The 6,102-nt window shown below is 70.4% G+C and carries 5 protein-coding genes and 2 pseudogenes; 3 read left to right on the top strand and 4 right to left on the bottom strand.

What is annotated here, in order from left to right; genetic code table 11:
- A partial coding sequence (locus tag RH94_RS21280; RefSeq protein ID WP_107428784.1) for an ISL3 family transposase occupies nt 1-915 on the bottom strand: 915 nt, incomplete at its 3' end.
- Nucleotides 916-1,042: 127 nt separating this feature from the next.
- On the opposite strand from RH94_RS21280, the pseudogene RH94_RS21285 reads away from it, so the two are divergent.
- Together RH94_RS21285 and RH94_RS21290 are read left to right on the top strand one after the other, a co-directional pair.
- Nucleotides 1,043-1,576 (top strand): annotated as a pseudogene (locus RH94_RS21285) (transposase); the annotation flags it as partial.
- Nucleotides 1,577-1,900: 324 nt separating this feature from the next.
- Nucleotides 1,901-2,191: a hypothetical protein gene (locus tag RH94_RS21290; protein WP_234425929.1), complete on the top strand. Its 291-nt coding sequence runs from the start codon at nt 1,901-1,903 to the stop codon at nt 2,189-2,191.
- A 375-nt stretch (nt 2,192-2,566) separates the two neighbouring features.
- Here RH94_RS21290 and RH94_RS39785 read toward each other — a convergent pair.
- From RH94_RS39785 to RH94_RS21315, 3 genes and pseudogenes are all read right to left on the bottom strand, one after another.
- Nucleotides 2,567-2,701, bottom strand: a pseudogene (locus tag RH94_RS39785) (integrase); the annotation flags it as partial.
- 534 nt (nt 2,702-3,235) lie between these two features.
- Nucleotides 3,236-3,844: a YceI family protein gene (locus RH94_RS21305; protein ID WP_073949108.1), complete on the bottom strand. Its 609-nt coding sequence runs from the start codon at nt 3,842-3,844 to the stop codon at nt 3,236-3,238.
- A 610-nt stretch (nt 3,845-4,454) separates the two neighbouring features.
- Nucleotides 4,455-5,216 carry a pirin family protein gene (locus tag RH94_RS21315; protein WP_073949109.1) on the bottom strand — a complete coding sequence of 254 codons (762 nt, stop codon included), beginning with the start codon at nt 5,214-5,216 and terminating at the stop codon, nt 4,455-4,457.
- 231 nt (nt 5,217-5,447) lie between these two features.
- Here RH94_RS21315 and wrbA point away from each other — a divergent pair, with 231 nt between their 5' ends.
- A complete protein-coding gene (gene wrbA, locus RH94_RS21320) occupies nt 5,448-6,068 on the top strand; it encodes an NAD(P)H:quinone oxidoreductase (protein WP_073949125.1) in 621 nt (206 codons plus the stop codon).
- Nucleotides 6,069-6,102: the final 34 nt, after the last annotated feature.

Below are 6,102 nucleotides of genomic sequence, written 5' to 3' on the forward strand. Positions count from 1 at the left end.
GGGCCGGTCCGAGTTCACGTCCGATGGCGCTGATCGTCCATCCCTGGGGCAGCAGGTCCTGGACGGCCCGGTAGCGCTCCCGGGTGCGGGTGACCAGCCACTTCTCGGCGCCGGTGCCCTGGCCGACGCGGGCTCGGGTGGTTCCGGTGGCGGTGGTGTCAGGCAGGACCGGTGGGCGATCACGGTGCGTTCGACCGCGTGGGCCGGGTTGTCCCACAGGTGCCACGCGTCGGCGACCTGTCGGGCCCGGGGTGCTCCGGCGCTCGCTGCCTCCGCGTAGGCGCCGGCCCGGTCCCGGCGGACCGTCTCGATACCGGGGTGATCGGCCAGCCAGGCGGCCAGGGGTGCTTTCTCGCGGCCGGGCAGCAGATCCACGACGCGTTGGGAGTCCAGGTCCACGAGCACGGTCCCGTGGCGTCGGCCCCGGCAGGCCGCGAAATCGTCGACGCCGAGCACGCGCAGTGCGGGCCGGGGCGGGTCCGGCAGCGCCATCACCACGTTGAGCAAGGTGGTCCGGCTGATCGGGATGCGCAGGACGGCCGCGAGCCGGGCACCGGCCCGCCCTGCCAGGGCCAAAGCGATCGCTTGCACGATCTCGGCGAGGGAGGCCGTGCGGCGGCCGTACCTCACGGTCAACCCTGCTGCCTGCTCGGCGAAGGTCCGACGAGCGCAGCGAGCACTGTCGCAGAACAAGCGCCGGACACACAGGTCGATGACGACCGGGCGGCCGCCCGGGGCGGCATCGGCCAGGTGCCGCCGGTAGCGGCTGTGGACTCGCCGAGCCGGCGTACCGCAGTCGGGACAGGGCACGGCCGTGGCGTCCCGGGTCCGCGCGACGACCGGTACCTTTTCCTCCTCCTCCCGCACCTCCTCCACCAGCACCGCGGCCGGGTGCGGGAGGAGCTGCTGCAGCATCCCCTCACACGATCGCAGCGGCCTGCTGCCCCGGCCGGCGCGTCACCGGCGCAGCGCAGCACAGACCGTGCACGCCGGCCCAGCATGAAGCTCCGTCACCGCTTCACGGAAATCTTGACTGGACCTCTCCATGACGCCTCCGCGCGCCAAGACCTGGTCACAGCGTGGCCGGACCCCGGTGGTGCGGGTCCGCGGACGTTTCCGCAGACGGATCCCCATCGCCGCGCTGACCTGCTACAAACCCGGCCACCGGTCGAGGCTGATCTACCGGCCGCGCAGGGACGACGGCCGACGCTACGGACGCAAGAGCTTCTCCTGGCGCGACTACCGGGACCTGCTGATCGCCGCCCACCAGCAGCTCGGCGGCCCGATCGTACTGGTCCGGGACAACCTCAACGTCCACAAGGCCGCCGGCCTGCGGGAGTCCGTCGCCTCACGGGACTGGCTGACCATCTACTACCTGCCGCTCTACGCACCCGACCTCAACCCCGTGGAGGGGATCTGGTCGCTCCTGCGACACGGCTGGCTCTCCAACGTCGCCTTCAGCACCCCCGAACACCTCGTCCAGCGCATCCGACGCGGCCTACGGCACATCCAGTACCGCAGCGACCTCATCGACGGCTGCCTCGCCGAGACCGGCCTGACCATCCGACCCACCTGAACAAGAACACGACATCCCGAGTTCAACCTCAGTAGGAAGCCTCCGGTGTGACCATTGCACCCACACGAGTGGCGCACCGGCGAAACGCCTGATCGCGCCCCGCCCGCACCAGCCTGAACGGGGACCGGAACCACCCTCCAGCACGCTTTGAAGCCCCATCGACAGGCATCCGCCGTCAGCGCGACAAGGCCCCGGCACCGCACCTACGTTGAGCAACAGCTTCACGGGGTCGCCGGTGCTGAGGCTTCGAGCTGTGAACGCCCCGGCAGTGCGGGTGAGTTGCCGATTTCATGGACGTGCACCCGACTGATTATGATCTTGGTCATGACTGTGCAGAACCCTGACAAAACCCCTTCCCGTAAGCAGAGACTTCAGGAGAGGCAGCGCCGTCAGCTGGCGGTGGTAGACACCGTGGACAAGGCCGAGGCCAAGGTCCGCAAGGCAGAGGTCGAACTGGCCGTGGCGGTCACTGAGGCAGTGCAGGTCTTCGGCGACGAGCAGTCCGCGTCCGAGGGACTCGACATGCCGGTCGAATCCATCCGGCGCTTCCTTGGCATCGGACGGGACGAAGTGGTCAGGGGCGACAGCGTCGCCGAGGTCGATGGCACATCCTGAGCCCGGCGTTCGTGGCGAGCCATGGTGCGAGATCGGTGTCGACGCCCCGTACCGCCGCAGGCAGCGTCACCCAAAACGGATCAGCCGCTGACCCGGTGAGCCGTCTGCGGGAGGCACCAGACAGCCACCGGCCGTGCGGCAGGCACAGAACCGGCGGCCCGGGAGCCTCTCGCCCGCGCCCACGAGCTCGATGGCAAGGCGGATCGCCGCGTCGATCGACCTCGGAGACGCCACGACGACGCCCTGAGGGGATCGACGGCCGGCCTGTCCAACACCGAGGACCAACCTGGTCAAGACCGAGCTGATTCACCCCGGTCGGCCCGGGAAGGCGCTCTCCCCGGCCGAGCTCGCCACCGCCGAGTGGACCGACGGGTAGTCGAAGGAGTCGGTGTACTTGCTGTCGCGGTCGCGGAGGACGAAGCGGAGCGACTCGACGCGTGCGCCGAGGTCGGCGGTCGGATTGCGGGCCTGCTGGGTCGCCCACTGCGCGGTGGGGTGGGCGTGTCGTCCAAGTCCGAGGGGATGCCCGGCGAGCCGACCTTCCGCGGCAGTGTCGTCGCGGTGAGCGCCGCCACCGGCAAGCTCCTGTGGCAGACGGCCGACCCGCAGGGCCACAAGGCCCATGGCTTCATGACCAGCGCCAACGGCGTCGTCTACGGGGGCCCCATGGCTCCCAAGGGCAACAACATGTACGCCCTCGACACCGCACTCGGCAGGCGGCTGTACGCGCCGGCGTTCCTCGAGCACGGCACCAGGCGCCTGCACAGCACCGGCGTCACCACCTGCCCGACGCGAGAGTGGACGGTGCGGCAGGCGAGGAACCTCGCCGCCGACCTCGGGGTGCGCATGGGGTTTCCGCGCTTTCTCCCGCGGGACCGCGACGGCACGTACGGCGGGGCGTTCGACGCCGTCTTCGAAGCCGAGGACCTGCGCCTTCTGACCTGTGGCGATGACTTTTCGAGCGGCACCGGATCGTGCTCGTGCCGCCTGCCCGCGGGCCTCGAGGCGGCTGGACCGGCCGTCTCCCACACGCGGAGGCGGTGGTCAGGCGGCGCGGATCGCGGAGACGTCGAACTCGAGCTTCACCTTCTCGCCGACCAGCACGCCGCCGGTCTCCAGCACGCTGTTCCAGGTCAGGCCCCAGTCGGTGCGGTCGACCGTGGTGGAGCCCTCGAAGCCGGCGCGTTCGTTGCCGAAGGGATCGGTCGCCGTGCCGGTGTGGGTCAGGTCCAGGGCGACCGGGAGGGTGATGCCCTTGATGCTCAGGTCGCCGGTCAGGCGGTAGGTGTCCGCGGAGAGTTGCTGCACGGAGGTGCTGCGGAAGGACAGCTCGGGGTGGGCCTCGGCGTGGAAGAAGTCGGCGCTGCGCAGGTGCTGGTCGCGCTGCTCCTGGCGGGTGTTGAGGCTGGCGGCCTTGAGGGTCACGTCGGCGGTGGAGCGCCCGGGGTGCTCGCCGTCCAGGTACAGGCGGCCGTCGAAGTCTTCGAAGGTGCCGCGGACCTTGGTGATCATGGCGTGCCGGGCGACGAAGGCGATGCTGCTGTGCGCGGGGTCGATGGTCCAGACGCCGGTCAACCGGGCGGTGGCCGGCGTGGAGGCCGAGTCGGTGGCCGGGGTGGGAGCGGTGGCGCGGAGGCGGTTGAACAGGCCCATGGGGTCGTCCTTCAGGGAGGGGGAGGTCTTCCACCCTCTAACATGTTGAGGTTTGAATCAATTTCGGGGGATTCCTGCATCCTTGACGGACCGGCAGCCCGAGCACATCAGTCATGAGAAGCGGTGGTGGCGCCGGGCCTGTCCGTCGACCGGCCGGGAGGGTGCACCGTCACTCGCGTTCGTGTCCGCCGACACCACGGCCGCGAAGGCCGCCCACACGGTTGCCGTGCTGGAGGGGGAGGGCCGCCGCTGCTGGGCGCCCCGCCGGTACGACACCCGTCACCGGGGAGTCACGGACCGGGACTACGGCCAGGCCGTGTCCGTCGTCGTCACCACCCTGGAGCAGTTGCGCGAGCGGGGCGCGGACGCGGTGGTGTGGCGGCGGCTGGGACGCGACGGTGCGCAGACGCCGATCCCCGCGGGACGCCTGGGAGGCCGGAACGACGCCCGCCGGTTCTCGACCTGGGCGTCCGGCGCCGGAGCCCGTATGCGCTGCGCGCTTGCGCCCGCCGGTCTTCGCCCCCGGGGCGGGGATCCGTTGAACCGGCCGCACTGCGGAAACCCTCGCCAGGTCGTACCCGCAGACCGGCTGCGCGGATCGGTGCACGTGTCACGCCGTGGTGACGGCGGCGTGCATTTCCCACATCAGGACCTCGGCGCCGTCGGGGCCGGCGGTGATGCGTTGGCCCTCCGCGCCGGTGATGCGGACCGCGTCGCCGGTGGCCAGCGGGCCCGCACCCTCCAGTTCGGCGCTGCCCCGGGCGAGGAAGAGGTGGGTGAAGGGGGCGGTGACGATCGGGAGGGTCTCGTTGGGGCGGATGCGGGCGACGTGCAGGGCAGCGTGCTTCTGCCGGATGCCGATCGCGCGCTGGTTGCCGTGCCCGGGCATGCCGGAGGCGAGGGTGGTCCAGCCGCCGCGGGCGAGTTCGTCGTTGATGTCGAGCTGCTCGTAACCGGGCTTGATACCGGCCTCGTCGGGGATGACCCACATCTGGACGAAGTGGACGGGATCCTGGTGGGCGGGCTCGCCGGTGAGGGTCCAGGAGTCGTTCTTCTCGCTGTGGAGGATGCCGGTGCCGGCGCTCATCCGCTGGGCGAGGCCCGGGTAGATCACCCCGTTGTGGCCCTCGGAGTCCTGGTGGACCAGACCGCCGTCCAGCACCCAGGTGATGATCTCCATGTCGCGGTGGGGGTGGGTGTCGAAGCCGGTGCCCGGCGCGACGACGTCGTCGTTGGAGACCAGCAGCAGTCCGAAGTGGGTGTTCTTGGGATCCCAGTGGCGGGAGAAGGAGAAGGAGTGCCGGGAGTCGAGCCAGCCGGCGCGGGTGTGGAAGCGCTCGCCGGAGCGGCGGACGTCGAGGGCGGAGGCCATGGCGGTGTCCTTGTCGTCGGTGGAGGCGGAGCATCGGACCGCGATTTAGTTGAAGGTTATACCAATCTGCGAGCCCGGCCGCTCCTCCACCCCGTGAGCGCGGACGCTCCCGCAATGGTTTACCGTTCAACCAACATTCGTCAGTGAGTGTTCAGCACCAGAACGAAAGCTGTCATGGGCATCTTCAGCCGTAACCGCACCCCCGACACCAACCGAACGGAGACCGCAGCCGTGAGCACCCCCGTCAAGCTCGCCGTCGTCTACTACTCCTCCACCGGCATCGTCGCCGAGATGGCCAAGGAGATCGCCGAGGCAGCGGAGAAGGCCGGCGCCGAGGTCCGCCTGCTCAAGGCCGCCGAGCTGACCCCGCAGGCCGCCATCGACTCCAACCCGGCCTGGGCCGCCAACGCCGCCGCCACCGCCGACATCCCCGTCGCCACCCCGGCCGACATCGAGTGGGCCGACGCCGTGATCTTCGGCTCTCCCACCCGCTTCGGCAACATCGCCTCGCAGCTCAAGCAGTTCATCGACACCCTGGGCGGCCTGTGGGCCCAGGGCAAACTCGCCGACAAGGTCTACAGCGGTTTCACCGCCACCTCCACCGCCCACGGCGGCCAGGAGTCCACCCTGCTCGCGCTGTACAACTCCGTTCACCACTTCGGCGGCATCCTCGTGGCCCCCGGCTACACCGACCCCGCCAAGTTCGCCGACGGCAACCCCTACGGCACCTCCCACGTCGACGCCCAGGGCAACAACCCGGTCGACGACACCACCCGCACCGCCGCCCGGATCCAGGCCGAGCGCATCGTCAAGATCGCTTCCGCCCTCAAGGCCGGCCTCGCCGCCGCCTGACCCAGCCCCCTCCTCCGGGAGCGCGCCGGAGCCC

Source organism: Streptomyces kebangsaanensis (assembly GCF_001906585.1).
GTDB classification, from domain to species: Bacteria; Actinomycetota; Actinomycetes; order Streptomycetales; family Streptomycetaceae; genus Streptomyces; species Streptomyces kebangsaanensis.

What these genes read in the sequence shown, in the direction of transcription:
- RH94_RS21290 (WP_234425929.1), top strand. Translation starts at nt 1,901, where the DNA reads ATGACTGTGCAGAACCCTGACAAAACCCCTTCCCGTAAGCAGAGACTT.
- RH94_RS21305 (WP_073949108.1), bottom strand. Translation starts at nt 3,844, where the DNA reads ATGGGCCTGTTCAACCGCCTCCGCGCCACCGCTCCCACCCCGGCCACC.
- RH94_RS21315 (WP_073949109.1), bottom strand. Translation starts at nt 5,216, where the DNA reads ATGGCCTCCGCCCTCGACGTCCGCCGCTCCGGCGAGCGCTTCCACACC.